Genomic DNA, 26233 nt, shown 5'->3' with positions numbered 1-26233 from the left:
GGGAAACTGGCGGTGAAAAAGAAAGGTGCTGCAATGAGCGTCCATCCCTACTTCAAGTCCTTCAACCGTGTTCTGCTCGGAGGCGCGCTGGCCATGTCGCTCGCGCTTCCGGCGCTTGCGGAAAGCGTGATCCGTCGCGGCAATGGCGGCGAGCCGCAATCGCTCGATCAGGCGCAGATTTCGATCGATATCGAAGGTTTCATCATTCGCGATTTGTCGGAAGGCCTCACCGTCTACGACGCCAAGGGCAAGGTCATTCCCGGCACGGCCGAAAGCTGGACCGTCTCCGAAGACGGCAAGGTCTACACCTTCAAGATCCGCGACGCGGCCAAGTGGTCCGACGGTTCTCCGGTGACCGCCGCCGACTTCGTCTATTCGATGACGCGCCTGCTCGACCCGGCCACCGCCGCCGGCTACGCCAACATTCTCTACCCGATCAAGAACGCAGAAGCGTTCAACCAGAAAAAGGCGAAAGCCGAGGATCTCGGTCTCAAAGCCGTCGGCGAAAAGTCGCTGGAAATCACGCTGGAGCGTCCGACGCCCTATTTCCTTCAGTTGATGACCCATTACACCGCATTGCCGGTGAACAAGGCCAGCATCGACAAGGACGGCAAGGATTTCACCAAGCCGGGCAAGATGGTGACCAACGGCGCCTACATGCTGACGGAATATGTCGCCAACGACCATGTCACCGCCGTCAAGAACCCCAATTACTGGGATGCGGCGAATGTGAAGATCGACAAGGTCATCTACAACCCGTCGGAAGACCAGGCCGCCACCGAGCGCATGTTCGAAAACGGCGAGCTCGACATCGTCTACAACTATCAGGCCGATCAGCGCGACTTCCTGAAGAAGAAGCTCGGCGATGACCAGGTCTACGCCAGCCCGGCGCTGTCGACCTATTACTACGCCTTCGACACTCGTCACGAGCCCTTCAGCGATATGCGCGTGCGCAAGGCGCTGTCCATGGCGATCGATCGCGACTTCCTCGCCGAAAAGATTTTCGGCGGCGCGCAGCTGCCGGCCTACAATCTCGTGCCCCCGGGCATGGAAGGCTACACCTCGCCCAAGTTCGACATCGCCGACATGGACCAGCTCGATCGTGAAGACGCCGCCAAGGCGCTTCTGAAGGAAGCCGGCTACGGCGAAGGCGGCAAGCCGCTGAAGATCGACATCCGCTACAACACCAACGAAAACCACAAGAAGGTCGCCATCGCGGTCGCCGACATGTGGAAAGCGATCGGCGCGACCGTCACCACGCAGAATCTCGACGTGAAGGCGCATTACGCCTATCTCCAGGAAGGCGGCGAGTTCGACGTCGCCCGCGCCGCCTGGGCGGCCGACTACGCCGACCCGGAAAACTTCCTCAACCTGCTCGTCTCCACCAACAAGGCCTTCAACTACGGCCATTGGGTCAACGCCAAGTTCGACGAGTTGATGAAGGCGTCTTACGAGGAACGGGATCAGGCCAAGCGCATGAAGATCCTGGCGGACGCCGAAACCATCGCGCTGAACGAATATTCGATCACCCCGATGATGAACTACGCCAGTCTCTGGCTCGTCAGCCGCAAGGTGAAGGGATTTGAGGAAAACACCGTCAACGAGCACCTGACCAAATATCTCTCGATCGAGTGATCCCGACCGGGCTCGCGTACGCGGACCGTTTTCGGAACACGGGCGCGGCCCAGACGCCGCCGTCTTCACGACGGCGGCCTTTGGCCATTTCGTAATCGAGGAGGCGCCCATGTTGCGTTTCGTGTCTTTGCGACTGCTGTCGGCGCTGCCGACGGTGTTCATCGTCGTGACCCTGTCTTTCTTCATGATCCGGATCGCGCCAGGCGGTCCCTTCAATCTCGAGCGGCCGCTGGAGCCGCAAGTGCTCGCCAATATCAAGGCGGTCTATCATCTCGACCAGCCGCTCTGGCTGCAATATGTCTATTATCTCGGCAATGTGCTGCGCGGCGATTTCGGACCGAGCTTCATCTACAAGGATTACACCGTCGCCGAACTCATCCTGCAGGCTCTGCCCTATTCGATGATCCTCGGCGCCTGGGCGCTTGTGATCGCCGTGTTCGGCGGCGTGCTCATGGGCGTGTATGCGGCGCTACGCCAGAACAGCTGGCCGGACTACGCGCTGATGGCGTTCTCCGCGCTCGGCAACACCGTGCCGAATTTCGTGATCGGGCCGATCCTGACGCTGATCTTCGCCGTGGGGCTGCAACTCGTGCCGACCGGCAGTTGGGGCGACGGCGGTTTCCGCAATCTCATCCTCCCCGTGATCGTGCTCGCTCTTCCGCAACTCGCGGTCTTCGCACGGCTGACTCGCGGCTCGATGATCGAGGCGCTGCGCGCCGATCACGTCCGCACCGCGCGCGCCTATGGCCTGCCGGCGTCGAGCGTCGTCGGACGCCACGCGCTCCGCGCCGGGTTGATGCCGGTCATCTCCTATCTCGGCCCTACGGCCGCTTCGGTGCTGACGGGATCGATCATCGTCGAGACGCTGTTCTCGCTGCCCGGCGTCGGGCGCTATTTCGTGCTCGGCGCGCTCAATCGCGACTACACGCTGGTGATGGGCACCGTGGTGCTGATCTCGGTGTTCATCGTCGTTCTCAATCTGCTGGTGGATGTCATCTACGCGTTCATCGATCCGAGGGTGCGCTATGAGTGACATGACCCACCCTGCAACGTCTGCCGTGGCAAGCCCCGACACCGGCAAGGGCCGTAGCCTGACGCGACTGGCGCTCGCTCGTCTCAGCCGCAACAAGGCTGCGGTCGCCAGCATTTTCGCGCTTGCGATGGTCGCGCTGATCTGCTTCCTCGGGCCGCTCTTCAATTCGCACGGCTATTCCGACATCTATCCGAGCTATGTCGCCGTTCCCCCGAGCCTCGAGCAATATCCGCACGAGGATACGATGGAGCCGGTGATGAAGGCGGCGGTCGAACGCGGCCGGGCCGAAATGGAGAGTTTCGAAGTCGACGGCTCGACCTACACGGCCCGTATCCGCGCGGAAAAGCCGATCGATCCGCGCATCGTGCGTTATCTCGACCGGCCCGACGAATTCGACGGCGCCGAAATCACCGAGACCGGCGCCGATGGTCTGACCGCCACGGTCACGGGTCGCGTGAACGGCCAGTACTTTCTGCTCGGCACGGATCGCAACGGCCGCGACATGCTGGCCCGCATCATGGTCGGCGGGCAGATCTCGCTGATGGTCGGCATCCTCGCCACGCTGGTGTCGCTGGTGATCGGCGTCGTCTATGGCGCGATTTCCGGCTATCTGGGCGGCCGGGTCGACAATGTGATGATGCGGCTGGTCGAAATCCTCTATTCGTTGCCGTTCATCTTCTTCGTCATCATGCTGGTGGTGTTTTTCGGCCGCCATATCGCGCTGATCTTCATCGCCATCGGCGCGATCAACTGGCTGGACATGGCGCGGATCGTGCGCGGACAGACACTCGCCATCAAACGCCGCGAATTCGTCGGCGCGGCGGTGGCGATGGGCTTGACGGACGGGCAGATCATCCGCCGGCACATCATCCCCAACACGATCGGCCCGGTGGTGGTGTTCGTCACGCTGCTCGTCCCGCAGGTCATCCTGCTCGAAAGCTTCCTGTCCTTCCTCGGACTGGGGGTTCAGGAGCCCTTGACCAGCTGGGGCGTGTTGATCGCCGAGGGCGCGAGCTCCATCGAGGCGGCCTCCTGGCTGCTGCTCTATCCCTCGCTGTTTTTCGTCGTGACGCTGGTGTCGTTGAACTTCATCGGCGACGGCTTGCGCGACGCATTCGATCCGAAGGACCGCTGATCATGACGGACACCGTTCTCGATATCCACGACCTGCATGTCCGCTTCGACGGCGAAGACGGCGAAATCCACGCGGTGAAGGGCGTGAGCCTGTCCGTCGCCAAAGGTGAAACGCTGGCCGTGGTCGGCGAATCCGGCTCCGGCAAGAGCCAGACCATGATGGCGGTGATGAGCCTCTTGGCGGCCAACGGCCGGGTGACCGGCTCGGCGCTCTATCGCGGCATGGAGCTGATCGGCCAACCGATCAAGACGCTCAACACCGTGCGCGGCGTCAAGATGACGATGATCTTCCAGGAGCCGATGACCTCGCTCGACCCGCTCTACACGATCGGCGACCAGATCACGGAACCGATCCGCTATCACCGCAAGGTCTCCAAGGCGGAGGCCCGGGCGCGCGCCCTCGAGCTGCTCAATCTCGTGCGCATTCCCGACGCCGAACGGCGGCTCGATTCTTATCCACACGAGATGTCGGGCGGTCAGCGCCAACGCGTGATGATCGCCATGGCGCTCGCCAACGATCCGGAACTGCTGATCGCCGACGAACCGACCACCGCGCTCGATGTGACGATCCAAGCGCAGATCCTCGATCTCCTCAAGGAATTGAAGGATCGCCTGGGCCTTGCCATCGTCTTCATCAGCCATGATCTCGGCGTCGTCAGACGCTTCGCCGATCGCGTGGCGGTGATGCGCCGCGGCGAGGTGGTGGAAACGGGCGGCGCGCAGGAGATCTTCGCCAACCCCCAACACGACTACACCAGGATGCTGCTGGCCGCCGAGCCGACCGGCCGCAAGGAGCCGCCGCCCGCGGAAGCGCCTATTCTCATCGATGCGCGCAACATGTCGATCCGCTTCAAATATGGCGGCGACTTTCTGGGCCGCGGCGTCAAATATCTGACGGCCGTCGACAAGGTCTCGCTGATGCTGAAGGAGGGCCAGACGATCGGCGTCGTCGGCGAATCCGGCTCAGGCAAATCGACGCTCGGCCGCATCCTGCTGCGCCTCTATGACGGCGAAGGGAGGGTGGTGTTCTGCGGCAAGGACATCTCGAAAGCCGACAAGGCGGCGATGCGTCCGCTTCGTCGTGAGCTCCAGCTCGTCTTCCAGGATCCCTACGGCTCGCTTTCGCCGCGCATGACGGCGGGCGAGATCATCACCGAGGGCCTCCTGATCCACGAGCCGCAGTTGAGCAAGGCCGAGCGTGACCGCCGCGCGATCGAAAGTCTGATCGAGGTCGGGCTCGATCCGGCCAGCCGCAATCGCTATCCGCACGAATTTTCGGGCGGCCAGCGCCAGCGTCTCGCCATCGCCCGCGCCATCATCCTCAAGCCCAAGGTGATCGTGCTCGACGAGCCGACCTCGGCGCTGGACCGATCGGTGCAGAAGCAGATCATCGAACTGCTGAGGGATCTGCAGGCCAAGCACAGTCTCGCTTATCTCTTCATCAGCCACGATCTCGCAGTTGTCCGGGCGCTGTCGGACTACATCATGGTGATGAAGAACGGTAAAGTGGTCGAGCAGGGGCAGACCGACGACATCTTCGACCAACCCTCGATGGACTACACCAAGGAACTCATGGCCGCAGCGATGGTCGGATAGCGACAATATTACGGGCGGCGGCGGCGTTGCCGCCCGAACGTCTTGAAAATCTGCCACTGTTTCGCCGTTTCGGAACATCGGATGCTGCAAGGTCATGTGGTCTGGCGTTTATCCGAAAACGATGCTGTTCCGCGCTGGAAAATACGGATGTTGGGTGACCGCTGTCTCTCCACAAAAGCGAAGAATGCTTGAAAGTGAGGTGTTTCAAGCTGGTCAGGTCTTCGTGGTCGCTTGACAAGTGGTTGCGGCGCTTTCACATGATGCGTCATGGGGGCACATAGACTTACGTTACCGGCATTGTTGGGCGGGGCGCTGATCGGCGCGTCGTCGCTTTGCGCATTCGCCGATCCCGTGCCGAGACCATCGCCGGCGGCCGGCGCCGTGATCGCGCGGAAGACCGGCGAGGAAGTGCGCTTCATCGACGCCTCGCAATGGCGCTTCGTGGACGTCAAACAAGACCTTCTGGTCGGCGATGTGCTGCGAACCAACGCCGTCGGGCAACTCGCGATCCTGTTCTCCGACCGCACCCAAATTCGTCTAGGCCGCAATTCTTCGCTCGTCGTCAAGAACCTGGCCGCATCCGGCGGCGAGGAGACGGTGTTCGAACTGCAATCGGGCTCGATCTGGGCGCGCGCCGAGCGCGGCGGCACGAGCGTGATGGTGGAGACGCCCGCCGCCACCGCCGCCATCCGTGGCACCGACTGGACCATGACCGTCGCCGGCTCCCGCACCGCGCTGCACGTGCTCGATGGTCGCGTGTCCCTGAGCAATCCGCAGGGTTCGGTCGATGTATCACAAGGCCAGGCGGCGGCTGCGACGATCGGCCAGGCGCCGGAGATGCTGGCGATCGTCGATTCCGACGACCGGGAACAGATGCTGTTCTATCTGCCGCGTCGCGAGCCCTTCGAACGGATGTCGCCCACTTTCGGTCGGCCGGTGGAGGTGCGCCGGACGATCACCGCCATCTCCGAAAAGAACGCCGATGCGCGCAGCGCTGAAGAGTGGGTGGCGCTCGCCGAGGGACAGTTGCGGCTGGACGGCGTGCTGGCTGCCGAGCAGACGCTCGCCAGTCTCGACGACAGCAAATTCAGCCGCAGCCAGCGCGCCCGGCTCACCCTCGTCAGGGCGATCATCGCAGGCTTCAAAAGTGACTACACAACGTCCGCCAGGCTGTTCGCCGAGGCGAAGCCCGGGCTCGACAAGCGGCGACAGGGCATTGCGCTCTACGGTGGCTATTATGCGCGCACGCTTGCCGACCCCAACCGTGTTGAGCCGTTGCCGACCGCCGTCGACGGCCCGGAAGCGGCGTTCCTGCGCGCCTATGCGCTGGGGTTTCTGAAAGATCTCAAGGCGACGATCGCCGAATTCAAGAGCGCGGAAAAACGGTTTCCCGACGATCCCGTGCTTCCGGCCTACCGGGCCTGGATCGCGCTGCTTCTCAACGACCGGGAACAGGTTCGGGAGGCGACGGAGCGCGCTCTGGCTCTTGATCCTGATAATCCCGTGGCGCTGGAGGTGTCGTCTCATTACCTTTGGGGGATCCGCGGCGATTTGAGAGGCGCCTTGGCTAAGGTCGAGCGCTCCGTGGATCTAGAACCGGGCTCCGCATCCAGCTGGAACCAGATCGGCAATATTCAATCTGAACTCGGCGGCGTTCGGGAAGCGGAAGCCGCATTTCGCAAATCCATCTCCATCGACCCTTTCAGCGCCGCAACTTACACCAATCTCGCGATTTTCTATCTCGATCTTGATCGGGTGAACGACGCCAAGCCCTTGATCGACAAGGCGCTGTCGCTGGATGCCGGTTTTTCGCCGGCGCTGGTTGCTCGAGGTCGATACTACCTGCAGACCGGCAAAGCGAGACTCGGCGTCGAGGATATCTTCGCCGGATCGGTCTCCGACCCTGGCTATCAACAGGCCCAGCTTGGGCTCGCGGCGGCGCAATATCAGAAGGGCGACCGCATCGCCGCCGATCAGGCGCTGGACAATGCCGAACGGCTGGATGACAACGATCCCGTTGTCTTTGCCGTGCGCGCGCGCATGGCTCTCGACGACTACGATTCGGAGAACGCCATCCGCTATGCGCGCGATTATGTGCGCCTGTCCCGCGCTCGCGGCGGTTATTATGGCGCGCTCGGCGCCAATCAGGAGTCTGGCTCGACCCTCAATGACGCCTTCCGCTTTCAGGGCCTCAACGCGTGGGCGGACTATTATTCCGACGCTGTGTTCGATCCCTTCTCCGGTTCGGCCTTGATCGACCAGGCATTGCGCGGCAACGCTCCGGGTTTCTTCATAAGCTATCCCTACGGCGTCGACATTGTGCAGAACGCCACGACGAGCCGTTCCGCTTCGACCCTTTTCCAAGGCCTGCTTCTGGAACCGCATATGGTGTCCGGGCCGACCAGACGCCCACAGCTTTTGCGAGCGCCGTTCATCGAGACATCGGTCGGGAGCGGAGTGGCGCTGTCGGGGTCGGACGTCGGCCCCATCGCCAATGCCGAGCTACAGGCTTTTTCGAATTCCGGAATCCCCCTGAGCCTCTACGCAAATGTCGACTGGGAGCTTACGACCGACGCACGACCGGTCGATGGCTCCGGCGAAATTTCCTCGACGAGCGAAATCGCCAACGGGCTTCTCTACGCGACATCCAGTCCCACGCCCTATGATCGCGTCATCGGCTTTTTCAATTACTCGACCCGTAAACAGGACTTTCTACAATCTGTGCCCGGTATTCTGCCGGGTGAGGGAGATCTCGAAGACGATGGAGAAGCCATCGCCGCGGGCATGGGCTGGAGCCATACGCTCGCTTACCACGATGTCGTCAATGCCGCGGTATTCTACACCAAAGCCAAGAGCAATGTCTCTCAGGCGGTCGATTTTTACCTCGCTCCAGGCTTTCCTATTCCATACCTGCAAAGCCTGCAGGACATCGATCATGAAGCCGTTCTCGGATCTTTGGGGCGCACCGTCGAGACGGGCGATATCACTTGGCGTTATGGCGTCGAGGGAGGTTGGCAACGCCATTCTTCCCGCTATTCTTATGGCGAGGAGACAGATCCGCCAACGAACATTTCCGCCTCGACCGCCGGCGACAAGTTCAACGGCCGTCTCTATCTCGATGCGCTGCACGACATCGCGACCGGCTGGAAGGCGGAATACGGCCTGACCGCCTCAGCCTTGGGAGCCGGGGAAAAAGGCGTTCGTCGCGTCGACCCGCGCGTCGGTCTCGCCTGGGAACCGGTCGATGGGCAATGGCTGCGTCTCGGCTACCTCGCCGAGAGCCTCGAATTCACGACGCCGACCTTGTCGCCCAGCGGCGTCGTCGGTCTCCAGCCGGCGCAGGTTCCGGTGGACGCGAATGGCGGCGTCGATACGTTGGCGGCGCGTTGGGACGCGGAATGGACGCATCGCTTCTTCACGTCCGTCGAATATCAACATCAAAGCATCGACGAATATTTTGCTGTGGTCCCCAGCCAGAACATCCCGGTTTCGATCGCCGAAGGCATATCTGACAGAGTGAGCGCCACCGGCAATCTGGCGTTGGGCGGCGGCCTCGGCGTGTCTGCGACCGCTGTCCGGACTTGGTCGGAAAATCAGGACGCCGGAACGTTGACCTATGGCAAGAACATGCCCTTCATGCCCTCATGGGCGGGGCAGGTGGCGGCGACCTGGGTCAATGAAAACAACCTCCGCGTCACCGTCGCCGGCAATTATCTCGGGAGGCGAACCGATTGGACCGGCGTGCGTCTCGACGATGTCTGGACGCTCGACGCCGGGCTCACCTGGGAGCCGTTCGACAAACGCTATTCGCTGGAGTTCTCTGCCTACAATCTTCTCGATGCCGATTTCGAGATTTCGGACGGCGTTCCCGGCTGGGGGCCGTCTTTCCGCGGCATGTTCAAGGCCCGCTTCTGATGCTGACATGGGCTCAGGGCCGGCGCATATGGCGACGCCTGGGTGGCCGGCGAGGGCAGGTGGCGTTGCTGTCGGCGCTGCTGTTTCTCGCGGTCGCGGGTCTGGCCCGGCTGCCCTTCTGGCCGTTGGTCGATTATCGCGCCTATGATTATCTGTCGACCATCGGCGCGCCGCCTCTTCCTGATGACGCGCCGATCGTGGTGGCCATCGACGAGCCCTCGCTCGCAGACATCAATCAGCGCTGGCCCTGGCCGCGCAGCCTGCATGGCCGTCTCATCGAGGCGCTGCGCGGGGCCGGGGCGAAGGCCATCGGTTTCGACATCGTCTTTTCCGAGCCTTCGGACGAGGCCGAGGATTCGGCTTTCGAAAAAACGCTCGGGCCGGATGTGGTGCTGGCGGCCGACGAATCCCTCGTGACCTCCGATCAGGCCGATCAGTTGATCCGGGCCATGCCGCTTCAACGTTTTTCGGACAAAGGCGCCCGCGCCGGCATCGCATCGGTCGCGCTCGGCCGTGACGGCGTGCTCCGCGAGGCGCCCTCTTACTCCGACGGATTCGCCGCGATGCTGGCCAAGGCGGCCGGCGAAGCCTTCGATGTGCCGGATACGGGCCGTCTCATCCAGGTGTTCGGCGGCCCGCGCCGATACCAGACGGTTTCCTATTATCAGGCGCTCGACCCCGACAACTTTCTGCCGCCCGGCCTGCTCAGGGGCCGCGTCGTCCTGGTCGGCCTCAGCCTTCAGAATGCGCCGACCCTCGAGGGCGGCGGCGCCGACGCCTTCGCGACGCCGCATACGGTGCATGACGGACGGCTGACTGCGGGCGTGGAAATCCAGGCGACGATTTTCGACAATCTCAGGCATTCGCTTTCGGTCCGGGATGGATCGGACACCCTGCGCCTCGGTTTGTTGCTGTTCGTGGCGATCGCTTCGGCGTTGATCGTTTCGAACAATTCGGGTTGGCAGGGTTTCGCCGTCGGCCTCGCGCTGATGGCCGCCGTTTTCATGGCGTCGTGGTTCATGCTGCGCTATGGCCGACTGTTCATCTCGCCGATGCCCTCGCTCGCGGTCTTCGTTTCCATTCAGGCCGGACAGGCGATGATCGATTACGCCCAGGAGCGGAAATCACGCCAGCGCATCACCAAGGCGTTTGCGCAATATCTCGCGCCGGAACTGGTGCATCAACTGGCCCGAGATCCCTCGCGTCTCAGGCTTGGCGGCGAAAAACGCGAACTCTCCATCCTGTTCTGCGACGTGCGCGGCTTCACCACGATCGCCGAGCAGCTCAAGGACGATCCCGAGCAACTGACCACGCTGATCAACCGCCTGCTGACGCCGCTCTCGGACATCGTGCTGGCGCGCGGCGGCACGATCGACAAATATATCGGCGATTGCCTGATGGCCTTCTGGAACGCGCCGCTGGAATCGCCCGATCACGCCTATTTTTCGGTCTCGGCGGCGCTGGACATGCTGGACGCCATGGAGGCGCTCAACCGCACGCTGGAGGCAGACGCCAGGGCGCATGGCCGACGTCATTTTCCACTGCGCATCGGGGTGGGCGTCAACACCGGCGATTGCGTGGTGGGCAATATGGGCTCCACGGCGCGCTTCGACTATTCTGTGCTGGGCGACGCCGTTAATCTCGCCTCCCGCCTCGAAGGCGCGTCCAAACTCTATGATGTTCCACTGCTGATCGGCGTCGAAACGGCGCGCATCATCGGCGACCGGCTGGCCGTGTTCGAGCTGGATCGGATCATCGTCAAGGGCAAGACGGAGGAAGCGCCGGTCTTTACAGTGCTACGCACTGCATCGGCGGCCGTGCTCGCCCTTCACCGCGCGCTTCTCGACGCCCATTACGGCGCAAATCCGTTGAAGGCGCGGGAATTGGCCATGCGTCTGGCCGATGAGAATCCCGCCCTCGCAGGCTACTATGCGCGGTTCGACATCATCGCGGCAGATGAGGAAACGCTATAGCGTCCGGAGATAGTCGAGTGTCGCCGCGACAATATCCTCGATCGGCAATGTCCCATCCACTTTCAGATGACGTTCGTCGGCGCCCGGTCGCTGCAGCGTGTCGAACTGACTGTCGACCAGACTGGCCGGCATGAAGTGGCCGGGACGGTGGGAGACGCGCGCATAAGACGTCTCGCGGCTGATATCGAGAAAGACGAAGATCAGTTCGGGCGCATGCGCGCGCAGCGTGTCGCGATAGGTCTTCTTCAGCGCCGAGCAGGTCGTCACGGTCGAGCGGTTCTCGCCGAGATTGGTTTCGAGCGCCCGACCGATGCTCTCGAGCCAGCCGGCGCGATCCTCGTCGGTGAGCGGTTCGCCCCGGGACATCTTCTCGACATTCTCGGCCGGATGCAGCGCATCGCCCTCGATGAAATCGGCGCCGAGCGCACCTGCGAGCGCCTCGGCCACCGTCGTCTTGCCGCAGCCGGTGACGCCCATGACATTGATGGCGAGGGGTTTGTTCTGATCGGTTCCGGCCATGTCGTGTCTCCCATCCGCCAATGAATGCTGGCTATCCACGCTCGGGAGAAATGTGTCGCCCGGCGAGGCGTTCCGAATAGCATGATCGGAAAGGCGAATGAAACGGCGCCCTTCGATTTACTCGCGAGCCGAATCGGGAAATCCTTCGCAGCTGCGAAGAGCAGAGCCGCCGGCTCCAGAGGGATTTGAAATGAAAAAGACCACACACCAACCCGTCGACGCCGCCGAAGTCCCGCGCTTCGCGGGACACGCCACCTTCATGCGCCTGCCGGCCGTGCCAACAGCCGAGGGTCTCGATATCGCGCTGGTCGGCGTTCCCTGGGACGGGGGCACGACCAACCGAGCCGGCGCCCGCCACGGACCGCGGGAGATGCGCAACCAGTCGAGCCTGATGCGCCGCGTCCATCATGTCTCCAAGATCGCGCCTTTCGACCTCGCCAATGTCGCCGATGTCGGCGACGTCTCGGTCAATCCGATCGATCTGATGGATGGGTTGAAGCGCATCGAGGACGGCATCGCCTCGATCGTGGCCGCCGGCGCCATTCCGCTCGCCGCCGGCGGCGATCACCTGACCACATTGCCGTCGCTTCGCGCCGTGGCGAAGCAGCGACCCGTGGGGATGATCCACTTCGACGCTCATTCGGACACCAACGACACCTATTTCGGCGGCAACCGCTTCACCCATGGCACGCCATTCCGCCGCGCCATCGAGGAGGGATTGCTCGACCCCAAGCGCATCGTGCAGATCGGCATTCGCGGCTCGAATTACGAACTCGACGAGCATGGTTGGGCGCTCGAACAGGGCATCCGCATCATTTACATTGAAGAATTCGTCCGGCGCGGTGTCGAGGATGTGATGGCGGAGGCGCGCGAGATCGTCGGCGCCGATCCCATCTACGTCACCTTCGATATCGACTGCATCGACCCCTCGCAGGCGCCGGGCACCGGCACGCCCGAGATTGGCGGCTTCACCACGCGCGAGGCTCAGGCGATGGTGCGCCTGCTGGAAGGTCTCGACATAGTCGGGGCAGACGTGGTCGAGGTCGCGCCACCCTTCGATACCGGCGGCATGACCGCGCTTGCCGGCGCGACCATGATGTTCGAATTGCTCTGCGTGATCGCCGCGAAGTTTCGCTGAGAGGCGAAACGTCAGCCTATGGTCATCAGGCTGGCGTTTCCGCCTGCGGCGGCGGTGTTGATCGAGGTCGAGACCTCTTCGAGCAGCCAGTTGAGGCAATAGGCGTCGGGATCGCCGGCGATGGCTTCGCTCGACGCCGCCTGGATCAGCACCAGCGGTCCCGGCAGATCGGCGATGCGACGGCTGACTTCGGTGATCCTGCCGGCGTCGCCTTCCACAAGCGCGCCGGAGAACGGACCAGCCGCCGCCCAGTTGCTCGCCCAGACCAGACGTCCGGACAGGCTCGATGGTAGATCCTTGAGGTGATCCGCCAGTCCGGCGTCCTTGTCGATCACGGCCGTATTGCCGGTGGCGAGCGCCGTTGATACCTGGCGAAACAGTCCCTGTTTCGTCACGGGCGCGAGCAGGATGCGGCCGCGCGGATGCAGCGCATAGAGATTGCGCTCGCCGACCGGCCCGTCGAGCTCGGTCTCGAAGCCGAGCGCCGAGCGGCTGCCGAGCGCGCGGGCGAAATCCGCTTCGTCTTCTTGCCCCTGCGCGTCGAGCCAGGAGGCGAAGTCGCGCAGCGCGGGATCGCTGTGGGCCGAGCTGACCTGCGGCGGCGCCGGCGCCTTTTCTACCAGACGGCCGAGATAGAGCGGACCGCCCGCCTTCGGACCCGTGCCCGACAAACCACGCCCGCCGAAAGGCTGTACACCGACCACTGCGCCGATGACGTTGCGGTTGACATAGATATTGCCGACGCGGACGCGGCTCGTTACATGCGCGATCGTTTCGTCGAGACGGGTGTGCAGGCCGAAGGTCAGGCCGTAGCCGGTGGCGTTGAGCGCGTCGATCAGGCGGTCGAGATCCTTGCGGCGGTAGCGGATGACATGCAGCACCGGGCCGAAGACTTCGCGCTTCAGGTCCGCGATCGACTTGATCTCGATGATCGTGGGCGCGACGAAGGTGCCCTTTTCCGTTTCCTGGCCGAGCGGGAGCCGGTCGATCTTGCAGCCGAGCGCGGTCATGCGCTCGACATGCGCCTCGATAACCGACTTGGCCTTGGGGTTGATGACCGGGCCGATATCCACGGCCAGACGGTCGGTGGAGCCGATGCTGAGCTCGTTGAGAGCGCCCTTCAGCATGGTCAGCGTCCGGTCGGCGATCTCTTCCTGCAGGCAGAGTATGCGCAGCGCCGAGCAGCGCTGGCCGGCGCTGTCGAAGGCGGAGGCGATGACATCGCCGACCACCTGTTCGGCGAGCGCCGAGGAATCGACGATCATGGCGTTCTGCCCGCCGGTTTCGGCGATCAGCGGGATCGGGCGTCCCGATTTCGACAGCCGTCCGGCAAGATTGGACTGAATGAGGCGCGCGACCTCGGTCGAGCCGGTGAACATCACGCCGGCTGTCTCGGGCGCCGCAATCAGCGCGCCGCCGAGTTCGCCGCCGCCGGGAGCGAGTTGCAAGGCGGAGACGGGAACGCCGGCTTCATGCAGGATCTTCACGCTTTCGGCGGCGATCAGGGGCGTATCCGGCGCGGGCTTGGCCACCACCGGATTGCCGGCGACGAGAGCCGCCGCCACCTGTCCGGTGAAGATCGCCAGCGGAAAATTCCAGGGGCTTATGCAGACGATCGGACCGAGCGGCAGATGCGCAGGCCCCAGCGTGCGGCGCGCCTGTTCGGCGTAATAGCGCAGGAAGTCGATAGCCTCGCGCACTTCGCCGATGGCGTTGGGCGCAGATTTGCCGGCCTCGCGAATGATCACGCCCATCAGCGTCTCGATGCGGGCCTGCATCAGGTCGGCGGCGCGATCGAGGCAGGCGGCGCGTTCGGCTGGGGCCGTCGCGGCCCAGCCTTCCGCGCCGAAAGCTGCGGCGGCCATCACCGTAGCCGCGTCCTCAGCGGCGAGTTCGGTGACATGGCCGACCATGTCGGCGTGATTGGCGGGATTGAGCACCAGCCGCGTCGCGCCGCGCGCTTCGACGCCCGCCAGCATCGGTTCGGCGAACCAACCGGTCGACACCGTGGCCTTCAGGGCTGCTCCAAGTTGCTCCAGCGTCGTTTCATTCGACAGGTCGAGACCCGCTGAATTGCGGCGCGCGCCGAAGAGATCGACGGGGGCAGCGATCTTGTCGTGCTGCGCGCCCGGCGCCGGCGTCGCCCTGACGATGTCGACGGGATCGGCGATCAATTCGTCGATCGAGACATTGGGATCGGCGATGCGGTTCACGAAGGAGGAATTGGCGCCGTTTTCCAGCAGGCGCCGCACGAGATAGGCGAGCAGCGTCTCATGCGTGCCGACCGGGGCATAGATGCGGCAGGGCCGGTCGAGCTTGTCGGCGCCGACGACTTCTTCATAGAGCGGTTCGCCCATGCCATGCAGGCACTGGAACTCATATTTGCCGACATGAAAATCCGGACCGGCCATATGCAGGATGGTCGAGAGCGTCTGGGCGTTGTGGGTGGCGAATTGCGGGAAGATCACATCCGTCGCCGCCAGCAGCTTGCGCGCGCAGGCGATATAGGAGACGTCGGTATAAATTTTGCGGGTGAAGACCGGGAAGCCATCAAGGCCATCGAGTTGAGCGCGCTTGATTTCGGCGTCCCAATAGGCGCCTTTCACCAGGCGCACCATGATGCGGCGACGCGAACGGCGGGCGAGGTCGATGATATAATCGAGCACAAAGGGGCAGCGCTTGCCATAGGCCTGCACCACGAAGCCCATGCCGTTCCAGCCCGACAGCCCTTCGTCGAGGCAGAGTTCTTCCAGCAGGTCGAGCGACAATTCGAGACGATCGGCTTCTTCGGCGTCGATATTCAGGCCGATGTCATAGCGCTTGGCGAGTGCCGCCAGCGACTTCACCTTGCCGAGAAGTTCCGCCATCACGCGGGCTGCCTGGGCGCGAGAATAGCGTGGATGCAGCGCCGACAGCTTGATGGAAATGCCCGGACCTTCATAGACGCCGCGGCCAGCGGCGGCCTTGCCGATGGCGTGAATGGCGTTTTCGTAATCGCGGTAATAGCGTTCGGCGTCGGCGGCTGTGGTGGCCGCTTCGCCGAGCATGTCATAGGAATAGCGGAAGCCGCGCTCCTCCAGCGGCCGTGCGCGGCGCAGCGCCTCATCGATGGTTTCTCCGGTGACGAACTGCTCGCCCATGAGACGCATGGCCATGTCGACGCCGCGCCGGACCACCGGCTCGCCGCAGCGGGCGATCAGCCGGGTCAACGCGGCCGACAGCGAGTGATCATTGACGGTGGAGGCCAGTTTGCCGGTCACCACCAATCCCCAGGTCGCGGCGTTGACGAACAGCGAGCGGCCGCCGCCCATATGCGACTTCCAGTCGCCCTCGGCGATCTTGTCGCGGATCAGCGCATCGCGGGTGGCGGTGTCGGGAATGCGCAGCAGCGCTTCGGCAAGGCACATCAGCGCCACGCCTTCCTGGCTCGACAGCGAATATTCCTGCACCAACCCCTCGACGCCCGTGCCCTTATGCTTGGCGCGGAGCGCGGTGATCAGGCTGCGGGCCGTGGCTTGCGCCTGGACTTGAACCGAAGGAGACAATGTTGCAGCCTCAAGAAGCGGCGGCAGGCATTCCGGTTCCGGCCGGCGATAGGCGGCGGTGATTGCCCGGCGCAGCGCCGATTGGGGCCGCACCTGCGGTGCGAAATCGTTGAACGGGCTGGATTCCGGTTGAAGTGCAGGCGAAGGGGCGGTCTGGGACATGGATCACCTCTATTGAAACAAGGGCGCGACACGGGGGCGGTTTTATGGATTCCTCGTCAAGATCATATCTCTTCCGCGCTTAAAATGCTTGACTATAATTATGCCAAAAAATAATCGTATCGCCTAAAAGGTGATATACAATCAGGCGATCAGATGAGAAAAGCCGTCTCGCATGGTGAATTGGACCAATTCGACCTGAAAATACTCGACGCGCTCGCCGAAGATGGCCGCATCTCCGTGACCGATCTCGCGGCGAAAGTCGGCCTGTCGAAAACGCCGTGCCAGATCCGTATGCGCCGGCTGATCGAAGACGGCTATATCGACGGCTTCAAGGCGGTGCTCAACCCGATCAAGATCGGGCTCGATCACGTCGCCTTCGCCGAGGTGAAGCTGACCGATACGCGTGAAGAGGCTCTGTCGAGCTTCAACGCAGCGGTGAAGCGGATCAAGGAGGTGGAGGAGTGCCACATGATCGCCGGCCGCTTCGACTATCTCCTCAAGATACGCACGCCGAGCATTCATCGCTACCGTCAGGTCTTGGGCGAAAAGATTTCAAGCCTGCCCTTCGTCTCCAGCACGTCCACCAATGTGGTGATGGAGTCGGTCAAGGAAAATTGGGGTTGAGCGGATGCAGAGTCCGCGTCGCTTCCTTCCCGCCCTTCATTATCTCTCCGCCTTCGAGGCCGCTGCCCGCACCGGCAGCGTCACCGCGGCCGCGCGTGAACTGTCCCTGACCCAGGGGGCGGTCAGTCGGCAGATCAAGGCGCTGGAGGAGCAGTTGGGCGTCGAGCTCTTCCACCGCGAGAAGCAGACGATCCGGCTCACCGCCGGCGGCGAGGCCTATGCCCGCGACATCCGCGATGCGCTTAAACTGATCAGCACCGCCTCTCTCAATCTGCGCGCCAATCCGTTCGGCGGAACGCTCAATCTCGCGGTGCTGCCGACCTTCGGCGCGCGCTGGCTGGCACCGCGCCTGCCGCGCTTTATCGACGCCAATCCCGGCGTCAGCTTCAACCTGGTGACCCGGCTCAGTTATTTCGACTTTCGCCTCGACCCCGTCGACGCCGCCATCCATTTCGGCGGACCGGAATGGCAGGGCGGCGAGATGGCCATGCTGCGCGGCGAAACGGTCTTGCCGGTCTGCAGCCCTGATCTTAAATCGAGATATGATTTCAGCGATGCGGCCGCGGTGCGTGAGGCGCCGCTTCTGCATCTGACGACCCGCCCCGATGCCTGGGAACGCTGGCTCCGCCATCACGGCGCGGCCGACGACAGCGTGCGCGGGATGCTGTTCGATCAGTTTTCCACTATCGCAGAAGCGGCGATGGCCGGCATGGGCGTGGCGCTGCTTCCGGAATTTCTCATCGAAACTGAATTGGCGTCCGGCCGTCTCGTGAAAGCCATAGATCTGCCGATGGCCAGCGAAGGAGCCTATTATCTCGTCTGGCCGAGCGAGCGCGCCTCCTATCCGCCATTGCAGGCTTTTAGAGAATGGCTGTTGGCGGAAACCGCCAGCGAAAGGTGATGATGTTTTCGCCCGTTCAGTAGAGGTCGCGACGATATCCGGCGCCAAAGAATGTGCAGGGAGTTTTCGGACTTCGCCAACGCCGGCGCAAGACGTGTCCGAAAGCGACGAAAAGTGATTGCGAGCGTTTTCGGCGGCCCCACTGTAGCGATACCGCCCGGGTAGATCTCTCGCAGCCGAGGCCAGGCGCTGACGAGGCCGCGGACGTCGAAGCTTTCGCGAGGCTTGCGAAGCGCTCCCCGGCGCTCTTGTGCGGTCTCATAAAATTCTTGACGCGACTCGCTGTCTGTCGCACCGTTGTTACGGAAAACGGTGAAGAATGCCAAGTTCGCCGTAATTGACATCGCTTCCTGTTAGTTTCGTCTCGGCGCGTATTTCAAATCGGCGAGAATCGTGGAAGGGGTGTGTCAAAGGTTGACGCTCCGTTAATCGCCGGCATGACGCCGTTAATGCGGAGAGGATACCATCACTTACGGAGATTTGGATGGCTATCCCGTCCAGCATGAATGTCGACAAGGCGGCGGGCCGATCAGCCGACGAGACCATTGCGCTCGATGCGCAGGCTCTGTCGGCGCAGCTGAAGGCCATGCGCGAGCGGCTGTTTCCGCCGGCGTCGCAGAAGACATTGAGGTCGTTTACGTCGGGCGAGGCCGCGCGCCTGATCGGCGTGTCCGACGGTTATCTGCGTCAGTTGACGCTGGCGGGGGAGGGGCCGCAGCCGCAGATCGGCTCTGCGGGGCGCCGCTATTATTCGCTGGCCGATATCGATGCGCTGCGGCGCTTCCTGGCCGACCAGGCGCTGGCAAAGGGCAATGACGCCAAGGCGCGGACCTATCTGAAATGGCGGGATCCGGCGCGCAGCGAACATTTGCAGGTCATTTCGGTCACGAACTTCAAGGGCGGCTCGGGCAAGACGACCTCGGCCGTGCACCTGGCGCAATATCTCGCGATGACCGGCCATCGGGTGCTCGCGGTCGATCTCGATCCGCAGGCCTCGCTTTCGGCGCTGTTCGGCTACCAGCCGGAACTTGATCTCAGCGGCAACGACACGATTTACGGCGCGATCCGCTATGACGACGAGGCGCGCCCGCTGCGCGACATCATTCGCAAGACCTATTTCCATGGCCTCGATCTGGTGCCGGGGAATCTCGAACTGCAGGAATTCGAGCATCAGACGCCACGGGCTTTGTCGATGCGCAAACCCGGCGACGAGAACAGCCTGTTTTTCGCCCGCGTTCAACAGGCTTTGGAAACGGTGGCGGACGATTATGACGTCGTCGTTCTCGATTGCCCGCCGCAGCTCGGCTATCTCACGCTGTCGTCGCTGTGCGCTTCGACGTCGGTGATCGTCACCGTGCATCCGCAGATGCTCGACGTCGCCTCGATGAGTCAGTTCCTGTTCATGACCGCCGATCTTCTGGCGGTCGTGCGCGAAGCGGGCGGTTCGTTGAATTTCGATTTCCTGCGCTATCTCGTGACGCGGTTCGAACCGCATGACGGACCGCAGACGCAGATCGTCGGCTTCCTCCGCTCGCTGTTCGGCGACCGCGTTCTAACCGCGCCGATGTTGAAATCGACGGCTGTCTCCGACGCCGGCCTCACCAAGCAGACACTCTATGAGGTCGGTCGTGAGAATTTCAGTCGCGGAACCTATGATCGCGCGATGGAGTCCCTCGACGCCGTCAATGCCGAGATCGAAAAGCTCATTCACACGGCATGGGGACGGTGAGCATGGCGGGCCGCGATCGCAAGAATTCGCTCAAGGCGCTGTTCGGAGACGCCGTGACGCCGGCGGGTGACGTCAGCAATCTGTCGACGTCGATCAACCCGGAAGGCGCTTCGCAGCCGCCGGCCGCAGAACAGGCCGCGCCGCCGCGCGCCGCTTCCGGCGCCATCAAGGCCATGGGCCTGTCGCTGACCAGCATCACGCGGGAAGCGGAAGAAGCCCGCGTTCTTCGCCAGGCGTTGGAAGAAGGCGAGCGCATCGTATCGCTGGACACCGAGAAGATCTCCGGTTCTTTCGTCAGCGACCGTCTCAGCGAAGAAGAACGGGACGATCCAGACTTTCTGCAACTGGTCGACAGCGTCCGCGAGAGCGGCCAGCAGCAGCCGATCCTTGTGCGCCCGCATCCCGAAAAGCAGGGGCATTATCAGGTCGCCTATGGTCATCGTCGCCTGCGGGCCGTTCACCGTCTCGGTCTCAAGGTCAAGGCGGTTATCCGCAATCTCACCGACAGCGAGCTGGTGCTGGCGCAAGGGAAAGAGAACGCCGAGCGGCGCAATCTCTCCTTCATCGAGCGCGCCCTGTTCGCCAAGGCGCTGATCGGTCGCGGCTTCGAGCGAAAGATCGCCTGCGATGCGCTTGCGGTTCAGAAAAGCGAGTTGTCGAGATTGCTGCAGGTGGCCGACAGTGTGCCGGACGCGCTGATCCGCGCCATCGGTCCTGCGCCGAAAATCGGCCGTGAACGCTGGATGGCGCTCGGCCAGCTGTTCGACGACGACGCGGCCAAAGGCAAGGCGGAGGCGGAAATCGCCTCCGACCGCTTCAGATCAGCGGAAAGCGACGAGCGCTTCCAGATGCTGTTCGAGCGCGTGTCCCGCAAGGCTCGATCAGACAAATCAGCGCCGGAAGCTTTGACGACGCCGGACGGCAAGGTATTCGCCCGGGTCAATCGTCAGGGCAGAAGCGTGAAGATCGAATTCTCCGCTGAGGCGGATCAAGGCTTCATCGAAGCTGCGATCGAGCGCATGACGGAGGATTACGCGCGATTCCTCGCGAAAACGGGATCGTGACCATAGGCTGCGGGGGCTGGAAGCGGCCCCTGTAGCGACGTCGAGAAGAGAGAAAGGGAACATCGAGACAAGAAAAAAGGCCCCAAAACGTCGCCATTTCGGAAGCCCTCTTTGATGTAGCAACCCAAGAGAATCACTTCCCAAGGTCAAAGTCAAGAGTCGGCCGCGCATTTCGTGGGCCGCAGAGTTCGATCGTCGTCCCCATTGGCTTGATCCATCGGCGACGAACCCTTTGTCGCGCCTTAAGTTTTCCGGCTGGATACGCTTCGCGAGCCATGCTTGCGGGAGCGATGACCTATGTCCCGATGAAATGCCGTTGCAGGCCCTCCTTGTCTTCTTGATCAGGGGACTGGACATGACCGAACGAATTGGAACGACGCCTTTTGGCGGCGGCAAGATGTCTGCGCGCCTTTTCAAGCGCCAGATCGACGTGGCGGAGCGACAGCAGGCGCTGCAGGGCGGCGAGGGCGGCAATGAAACCGGCCGCGCCGACAAATGGCGGCTGCTCAGGGCGCTGACGGAAGCCAAGGCGCATTACGGTTTGAACGACCGCGCCATCGCCCTTCTCGAAGCAATGGCGAGCTTCGCTGCCGAGCGCGAGCTGGATGGCGCGAAACCGATCATCGTTTTCCCCTCCAATCGCGAATTGTCCTTGCGCGCGCGCGGCATGTCGCCGGCGACCATCCGCCGGCATGTGGCGGCGCTGGTCGAAGCAGGACTGATCTTCCGACGCGACAGCGCCAACGGCAAACGCTATTGTCGCCGTGGCGATCATGGCGCCGTCGAAGAAGCCTTCGGCTTTGATCTCGCCCCGCTGGCGTTGAAGGCCGATGAAATTTTCGCTCTGGCCGAACAGGCGCGCGAGGACGACAAGCTTTTGCGAGCGATCAGGACCGAAATCACGCTTCATCAGCGCGACATCGCCAAGATCCTGGAGATCGCCCTCGAGGAAGGGCGGGCGGGCGACTGGCTGGACTTCTCGATCCAACTCGCCGGCATCCGGTCCACCCTTACCAGAAAGACGGAAATCGAGACGCTCCGCCAGACGAAATCCGACCTTAACCTGTTGAGGCATAAGGTGGAAACGCTATACCTCGAAGCATTATCTGAGGAAGAAATGAGCGCCAATGACTCACAAATTGAGCGCCATATACAGAATTCAAAATCAGAACAGCTACTTGAATCCAGCGGCAATGAAAAAGAAAAGGCGGAAGCGCCACAGCGTAAAGCCTTGGTGAGCTTGGCGCGATTGCAAAAGGTTTGCCCGCAAATATTGGATTATGCCCGCGAGGGCGTAAGAGGTTGGAGCGATCTCATCAAGACAGCGGATCTCGTCCGCTCGATGTTAGGGGTTTCGCCGGATGCATGGCGCAAAGCGCGGGCAGCCATGGGCGAAGAAGCCGCCGCGGTCGTGATCGCTGTCATGCTGGAAAGGGCAGAAGAGATCAAATCGCCCGGCGGTTACCTGCGCAACCTGACGGACAAGGCGGAAGTCGGCGCCTTCAGCATCCTGCCGATGCTTCAGGCGCTCGAACGAAAGACGAAATAGGCTTGCCGCTTTGTCTACCGGAGTTCTGACCAGTCGGAGCCATGCAACATGCTCCGCAGCGTCTCGATATCGGGGTTCAGAGGTCGGTCGTCCGCATAAGCGGAAACCTTTTGACGGACAGCAGTTTGGAGCCGATCGGTGAGGGGCGCCCGTTCGGCTTGGCCAGACACGAAATCCTGGGCCTGCGCCGCAGCCATGAGTTCAATGGCGAAGATATATTCGGCGTTGTCGAGGGCGGCGAAGAGTTTGTTGACCGCGGGTGTGGGATTGGCGAGGAAATCCTCCTGTAGCGCCGAGGTCACGCCGCCATCGACCGAGGCCGGCATGGCGAGACGGCGGTTTTCGTTGGCGAGCCCGGCTGCCGTATATTGCGCGATCATGAATCCGGAATGGGCGCCGGCGTCCTGGGCGAGGAAAGCGGGCAAGCCGCTGACCAGCGGGCTTACCAGACGGTCGAGGCGGCGTTCGCTCATGATCGACAGTTGCGCGAGCGCTATGGCGAGGCTGTCCATGGCCTGGGCGAGATGCGGCGCCACCGCATGCGCTTCGGACTGCACATGCGGTTTGTCGGGTGTTCCGGAAACAAAAGGATTGTCGCTGACGGAAGCAAGTTCCTGATCGACGATACGGACAGCCGAGGCAAAGACGTCGCGAGCCGCGCCGTGAACATGAGGAACAGCGCGGAGGCTGAGCGCATCCTGGGTGCGCCGACCCTTTGCCGCAGCGATCAAACCGCTTCCGGCGAGATAGGTTTCAATCGTACGAGCGACCTGAAGGCTGCCGGGCGACGGACGGACAGAGACGGAAAATTCGGACAGGGCGTCGATTTGCGCGCCGGCTGCTTCCAATGTGAGAGCGGCGATCGCATCCGCCCAGTCCAACAGCCGCGCCATGCGGGATACGGCCAGGCTGGACAGACCGGTGGCGCAGGCAGAGCCATTGACAAGGCTCAAGCCTTCCTTGGCGCGGAGCGTCAAAGGCGGCAGACCGATTGTCTCGAGCGCCGTTTTTCCGTCGAGGATCTCGCCGTCCAGTTCCGCTTTTCCTTCGCCGATCAGCAGCAAGGCGATTGCGGCATTGTGGGTGAGATAGCCGACAGAGCCGCGAGAAGGTGTGACTGGCGTCAGGCCAGTTTCCAGGAATTTCAGATAGTAGCGAAGAATCTCCGGCCTTACGCCGGATTTGCCATGTGCGAAATTGTTGATCTGGGCGGTGATGATCGCGCGCACCTCCGGTTTCGGCAAAGCCGGGCCGACGCCGGCCGAATGGCTGAGCACGATATGGCGGGAGAGGGCAGCCTGTTGCTCGCGGCTCACCACCCGATCGGCCAGCGCGCCGACGCCGGTGGTTATGCCATAGGCGCGCACGCCGCTTTCGACGATCGCGTCGACGATGGCGCTCGCCTGCTCGATGCGAGCCCAGACATCCGGTGCCAATTCGAGCGTCTCGCCATGGGCTATGCGGGCGACATCCGGCCAGGTCAGCGTGTCGGATAAAAGAACGGTCATTTCGATGCTCCGGTAATGGTCTGGGCAGGCGGGGTGAAGCGCGCGACGAGGGCGTGCCGATCGCCGGGATAGGTGAATTTCACATGCGTTACGGGTCCCGCGCCGCTCCATGTGCGACGCTCGACCGTAAGGCAGGCGGCGCTTTTATCGATATCGAGCCTGACGGCGACATCCTGGCTCGCGGAGACCGCCGTGATCCGGTGTTCCGCGGCGCTCCATGGCACTTCCTGGAGCAGCCAGGGACCGGGGGCGTTTTGTGAGAAATCCGGTTTTGTCGCTTCGGGCACTGTCTCGAGATTGATGATCCGCTCTTCGAGGCAGAAGGGCCTGCTTTCCGCGAAATGGATGCAAACGATATCGGCGACGCGGGCGCCGGACGGCAGTTCGAGACGCTTGCGATCCTCGGCGGTCGCCTTGCGGGTGACGAAGCTGGCGATCTCATATCCATAGGCGAGATTGAGGCTCTGCACTTCGGCCTTGATGTCGTGGATTTCGAGAATGGCCGACTGCGCCTTGGGGAACGCGACGAAACTGCCCGACTTCTTGCGTCTCTCGATCAGACCGGAAGCGGCGATCTGCGTCATCACCTTATTCACCGTCATGCGCGAACAGCCGTAATGTTCGGCAAGGTCGACTTCGAACGGGATGCGATGACCCGGCGGCCAGTCGCCGGAAACGATGCGCGTCTCGATGTCGCTCAGAATTTTCTGATGCAAGGATTCCTTGCTCGTCTCCATGGATCCGCCCCGGTTTGTCTTGGCCCGCGCTTACACTGCCCCTTGCTCGCCGAAAAGATCAGGCGTCGAGAAGCCTCGCCATCGCTTTGTGAAACCGGGTCGATATGGCCTCTCGCTGGACATGGCGGCCGCCCTCGACGCGCTTGACGCCGGCGGTCCAGACCTTGTCGACGCTGAGGCGGCCTGCGAAGATCCAGTGATCGAGGATCTGGTCGTCCTGGAGATGGGACGCTTCGGATAGATCCAGGCTGACGATGTCGGCTGTTTCCCCGATTGCAAGCGAGGCGTTTGAAGCGAGCGCTTTGGATCCGCCCGACAGCGCGCTATCGAACAGCCTCCGGCCGGTCGAGCCGCCGGGCGCCGCCACAACATTGCGGGCCCGGAGCGAAAGACGCTGCGAATATTCGAGCGTCCGGAGTTCTTCCGCGACGGAAATCAGAATGTTCGAGTCGGATCCGATCCCGAACGCCCCGCCCTGGTCGAGAAAACGCGGAGCAGGGAAGACGCCGTCGCCGAGATTGGCTTCGGTGATCGGGCAGAGGCCGGCGACCGCGCCTGACCGCGCCATTCCCGCCGTTTCCGTCTTGGTCATGTGTGTGGCGTGGATCAGGCACCAGCGGTCATCGACCGGCATGTTGCGAAGCAGCCATTCGACGGGAGTTGCGCCAGACCAGGCGACGCAGTCTTCAACCTCTTTCACCTGTTCGGCGATGTGGATGTGGATGGGCCCGCCCTCGGCTAGAGGCAGGATCGTGGTCAGCTCGTCAGGCGTTGCGGCGCGAAGGCTGTGCGGGGCGATTCCGAGTCGCCCGCCCGAAAGAGCGGCAAGTCCGGTTCGGCAGGCGTCCATGAGTTTGGCATAGCTCTCGATCGAATTGATGAAACGCCGTTGTCCGTCGATAGGCTCAAGTCCGCCGAAGCCGGAATGGGCATAGAAGACCGGCAGCAGCGTCAGATGGATGCCCGCCTCGCTTGACGCCGCCATGATGCGGTTGGAGAGTTCGGCAATGTCGCCATAGGGGGCGCCGTCTCTGTCGTGATGGACATAATGGAATTCGCCGACGCGGCCAAAACCGGCTTCGAGCATTTCCATATAGAGCTGCGCCGCCACGGCCTCCATGTCTTCAGGAGTCATGGTGAGCGCGAATTTGTACATGATGCTGCGCCAGCTCCAGAAATTGTCGGCGCCCGGCCCGCGCAGTTCCGCAAGACCCGCCATCGCTCGCTGAAAGGCGTGGCTGTGGAGGTTGGGCATAGCCGGCAGCAGCACGTCAGAGATCTCGTCGCCCGGCAGCGCGGCGACGCCGGTCTCCAATGTCGTGATCCGCCCATCCGCAAGCGTCAACCGGACGTCTTTTTTCCAACCGGACGCGGTGAGAGCGGTTTTGGCGTAAAGTCGGGTCATCGGCGTTTTCTCCGGTTCTCTTGGCCTGTCGGCGGGCGGCTCGAAAATTTCTCTTGCCTGTCAATT

At 62.7% G+C, this 26233-nt stretch carries 17 protein-coding genes; 12 read left to right on the top strand and 5 right to left on the bottom strand.

Annotation, left to right across the window (positions count from 1 at the left end; translation table 11 throughout):
• Nucleotides 1-93 precede the first annotated feature (93 nt).
• The 6 genes from OCK01_RS20345 to OCK01_RS20320 all read left to right on the top strand — a co-directional run bounded on the left by OCK01_RS20345 (nt 94) and on the right by OCK01_RS20320 (nt 11286).
• Nucleotides 94-1635 (top strand): peptide ABC transporter substrate-binding protein, encoded by a 1542-nt coding sequence (locus tag OCK01_RS20345; protein ID WP_263825627.1) that lies wholly within the window; start codon nt 94-96, stop codon nt 1633-1635.
• Between the two features lie 109 nt (nt 1636-1744).
• Nucleotides 1745-2668, top strand: a complete 924-nt coding sequence (locus OCK01_RS20340; RefSeq protein WP_263825526.1) for an ABC transporter permease — start codon at nt 1745-1747, stop codon at nt 2666-2668.
• A 1-nt stretch (nt 2669) separates the two neighbouring features.
• On the top strand, nt 2670-3803 hold the full coding sequence (locus tag OCK01_RS20335) for an ABC transporter permease subunit (RefSeq protein WP_412179050.1): 1134 nt from the start codon (nt 2670-2672) through the stop codon (nt 3801-3803).
• 2 nt (nt 3804-3805) lie between these two features.
• Complete coding sequence (locus OCK01_RS20330; RefSeq protein ID WP_412179045.1) at nt 3806-5398, top strand: ABC transporter ATP-binding protein; 1593 nt, start codon at nt 3806-3808, stop codon at nt 5396-5398.
• 267 nt (nt 5399-5665) lie between these two features.
• Nucleotides 5666-9313: a FecR domain-containing protein gene (locus OCK01_RS20325; protein WP_263825524.1), complete on the top strand. Its 3648-nt coding sequence runs from the start codon at nt 5666-5668 to the stop codon at nt 9311-9313.
• Nucleotides 9313-11286 (top strand): adenylate/guanylate cyclase domain-containing protein, encoded by a 1974-nt coding sequence (locus tag OCK01_RS20320; protein ID WP_263825523.1) that lies wholly within the window; start codon nt 9313-9315, stop codon nt 11284-11286. Before OCK01_RS20325 ends, OCK01_RS20320 begins: the two co-directional genes overlap by 1 nt.
• Here OCK01_RS20320 and OCK01_RS20315 read toward each other — a convergent pair.
• Nucleotides 11281-11805 (bottom strand): gluconokinase, encoded by a 525-nt coding sequence (locus OCK01_RS20315; protein ID WP_246697742.1) that lies wholly within the window; start codon nt 11803-11805, stop codon nt 11281-11283. The genes OCK01_RS20320 and OCK01_RS20315 overlap by 6 nt on opposite strands.
• A 190-nt stretch (nt 11806-11995) precedes the next feature.
• On the opposite strand from OCK01_RS20315, the gene speB reads away from it, so the two are divergent.
• Nucleotides 11996-12943, top strand: coding sequence for an agmatinase (speB, locus tag OCK01_RS20310; protein WP_263825522.1), 948 nt, complete (start codon nt 11996-11998; stop codon nt 12941-12943).
• Between the two features lie 11 nt (nt 12944-12954).
• On the opposite strand, the gene putA is transcribed toward speB, so the two are convergent.
• On the bottom strand, nt 12955-16650 hold the full coding sequence (gene putA / locus OCK01_RS20305) for a trifunctional transcriptional regulator/proline dehydrogenase/L-glutamate gamma-semialdehyde dehydrogenase (protein WP_263825521.1): 3696 nt from the start codon (nt 16648-16650) through the stop codon (nt 12955-12957).
• A 153-nt stretch (nt 16651-16803) separates the two neighbouring features.
• Between putA and OCK01_RS20300 the strand changes: the two genes are divergently transcribed.
• The 5 genes from OCK01_RS20300 (at nt 16804) to repC (ending at nt 22517) form a co-directional block, all read left to right on the top strand.
• On the top strand, nt 16804-17274 hold the full coding sequence (locus OCK01_RS20300; protein WP_182829844.1) for an Lrp/AsnC family transcriptional regulator: 471 nt from the start codon (nt 16804-16806) through the stop codon (nt 17272-17274).
• Nucleotides 17275-17278: 4 nt separating this feature from the next.
• Nucleotides 17279-18175 (top strand): LysR family transcriptional regulator, encoded by an 897-nt coding sequence (locus OCK01_RS20295; protein WP_263825520.1) that lies wholly within the window; start codon nt 17279-17281, stop codon nt 18173-18175.
• A gap of 484 nt (nt 18176-18659) precedes the next feature.
• Nucleotides 18660-19904, top strand: coding sequence for a plasmid partitioning protein RepA (gene repA / locus OCK01_RS20290; RefSeq protein WP_263825519.1), 1245 nt, complete (start codon nt 18660-18662; stop codon nt 19902-19904).
• A gap of 2 nt (nt 19905-19906) precedes the next feature.
• Entirely contained in the window at nt 19907-20968 is a 1062-nt protein-coding gene (gene repB / locus OCK01_RS20285) for a plasmid partitioning protein RepB (RefSeq protein WP_263825518.1), read from the top strand.
• Between the two features lie 310 nt (nt 20969-21278).
• Nucleotides 21279-22517, top strand: a complete 1239-nt coding sequence (gene repC, locus OCK01_RS20280) for a plasmid replication protein RepC (RefSeq protein WP_318530249.1) — start codon at nt 21279-21281, stop codon at nt 22515-22517.
• Between the two features lie 14 nt (nt 22518-22531).
• Here the strand turns inward: repC and OCK01_RS20275 are convergent, their stop codons facing one another.
• Genes OCK01_RS20275 through OCK01_RS20265 form a run of 3 tightly spaced genes read right to left on the bottom strand, consistent with a single transcriptional unit; the run spans nt 22532 to nt 26167 of the window.
• Nucleotides 22532-24025, bottom strand: coding sequence for an HAL/PAL/TAL family ammonia-lyase (locus OCK01_RS20275; protein ID WP_263825516.1), 1494 nt, complete (start codon nt 24023-24025; stop codon nt 22532-22534).
• On the bottom strand, nt 24022-24762 hold the full coding sequence (gene hutC, locus OCK01_RS20270; RefSeq protein ID WP_263825515.1) for a histidine utilization repressor: 741 nt from the start codon (nt 24760-24762) through the stop codon (nt 24022-24024). Before hutC ends, OCK01_RS20275 begins: the two co-directional genes overlap by 4 nt.
• A 58-nt stretch (nt 24763-24820) precedes the next feature.
• Nucleotides 24821-26167, bottom strand: a complete 1347-nt coding sequence (locus tag OCK01_RS20265) for a formimidoylglutamate deiminase (protein WP_263825514.1) — start codon at nt 26165-26167, stop codon at nt 24821-24823.
• Between the last annotated feature and the right edge of the window lie 66 nt (nt 26168-26233).

Source organism: Rhizobium sp. TRM95796 (assembly GCF_025779995.1).
In the GTDB taxonomy this organism is placed as follows: domain Bacteria; phylum Pseudomonadota; class Alphaproteobacteria; order Rhizobiales; family Rhizobiaceae; genus Rhizobium_E.
This window is presented reverse-complemented; position numbering and strand designations above follow the sequence as displayed.

Bases quoted from the DNA above. Each gene is read 5' to 3' on its own strand.
- OCK01_RS20315 (WP_246697742.1), bottom strand. From the start codon at position 11,805: ATGGCCGGAACCGATCAGAACAAACCCCTCGCCATCAATGTCATGGGC.
- OCK01_RS20300 (WP_182829844.1), top strand. From the start codon at position 16,804: ATGAGAAAAGCCGTCTCGCATGGTGAATTGGACCAATTCGACCTGAAA.
- OCK01_RS20320 (WP_263825523.1), top strand. From the start codon at position 9,313: ATGCTGACATGGGCTCAGGGCCGGCGCATATGGCGACGCCTGGGTGGC.
- OCK01_RS20345 (WP_263825627.1), top strand. From the start codon at position 94: ATGTCGCTCGCGCTTCCGGCGCTTGCGGAAAGCGTGATCCGTCGCGGC.
- OCK01_RS20275 (WP_263825516.1), bottom strand. From the start codon at position 24,025: ATGACCGTTCTTTTATCCGACACGCTGACCTGGCCGGATGTCGCCCGC.
- repC (WP_318530249.1), top strand. From the start codon at position 21,279: ATGCCGTTGCAGGCCCTCCTTGTCTTCTTGATCAGGGGACTGGACATG.
- OCK01_RS20265 (WP_263825514.1), bottom strand. From the start codon at position 26,167: ATGACCCGACTTTACGCCAAAACCGCTCTCACCGCGTCCGGTTGGAAA.
- hutC (WP_263825515.1), bottom strand. From the start codon at position 24,762: ATGGAGACGAGCAAGGAATCCTTGCATCAGAAAATTCTGAGCGACATC.
- OCK01_RS20340 (WP_263825526.1), top strand. From the start codon at position 1,745: ATGTTGCGTTTCGTGTCTTTGCGACTGCTGTCGGCGCTGCCGACGGTG.
- OCK01_RS20330 (WP_412179045.1), top strand. From the start codon at position 3,806: ATGACGGACACCGTTCTCGATATCCACGACCTGCATGTCCGCTTCGAC.
- OCK01_RS20335 (WP_412179050.1), top strand. From the start codon at position 2,670: ATGACCCACCCTGCAACGTCTGCCGTGGCAAGCCCCGACACCGGCAAG.
- repB (WP_263825518.1), top strand. From the start codon at position 19,907: ATGGCGGGCCGCGATCGCAAGAATTCGCTCAAGGCGCTGTTCGGAGAC.
- putA (WP_263825521.1), bottom strand. From the start codon at position 16,650: ATGTCCCAGACCGCCCCTTCGCCTGCACTTCAACCGGAATCCAGCCCG.
- speB (WP_263825522.1), top strand. From the start codon at position 11,996: ATGAAAAAGACCACACACCAACCCGTCGACGCCGCCGAAGTCCCGCGC.
- OCK01_RS20295 (WP_263825520.1), top strand. From the start codon at position 17,279: ATGCAGAGTCCGCGTCGCTTCCTTCCCGCCCTTCATTATCTCTCCGCC.
- repA (WP_263825519.1), top strand. From the start codon at position 18,660: ATGGCTATCCCGTCCAGCATGAATGTCGACAAGGCGGCGGGCCGATCA.
- OCK01_RS20325 (WP_263825524.1), top strand. From the start codon at position 5,666: ATGGGGGCACATAGACTTACGTTACCGGCATTGTTGGGCGGGGCGCTG.